Raw genomic sequence first — 585 nt, forward strand, 5'->3', positions numbered from 1 at the left:
GGATTTCTTTCCGGACAAAAGTGCTTTACAACCCGAAGGCCTTCTTCACACACGCGGCATTGCTGGATCAGGCTTTCGCCCATTGTCCAAAATTCCCCACTGCTGCCTCCCGTAGGAGTCTGGGCCGTGTCTCAGTCCCAGTGTGGCTGGTCGTCCTCTCAGACCAGCTACTGATCGTCGCCTTGGTAGGCCTTTACCCCACCAACTAGCTAATCAGCCATCGGCCAACCCTATAGCGCGAGGCCCGAAGGTCCCCCGCTTTCATCCGTGGATCGTATGCGGTATTAATCCGGCTTTCGCCGGGCTATCCCCCACTACAGGACATGTTCCGATGTATTACTCACCCGTTCGCCACTCGCCACCAGGTGCAAGCACCCGTGCTGCCGTTCGACTTGCATGTGTAAGGCATGCCGCCAGCGTTCAATCTGAGCCAGGATCAAACTCTTCAGTTCAAACCTGTTACTGTTTTCGGTTCCGTAGAACCGGTCGCTCACTCAAAGCTGACAGGAATATGAATCACTTCATAAACCTGACTTACTTTAGTGTGAGACTCTTGATACTTTCGCTATCTGATCCGAGGATCAG

The 585-nt window shown here is 53.5% G+C and carries 1 rRNA gene; it reads right to left on the minus strand.

The annotated features are described in order from the left end of the window. Window positions 1–452 (minus strand): 16S ribosomal RNA (locus LGN10_RS33430); the annotation flags it as partial. Window positions 453–585 lie beyond the last annotated feature (133 nt).

Source organism: Burkholderia sp. AU32262, assembly GCF_020419985.1.
In the GTDB taxonomy this organism is placed as follows: domain Bacteria; phylum Pseudomonadota; class Gammaproteobacteria; order Burkholderiales; family Burkholderiaceae; genus Burkholderia; species Burkholderia semiarida.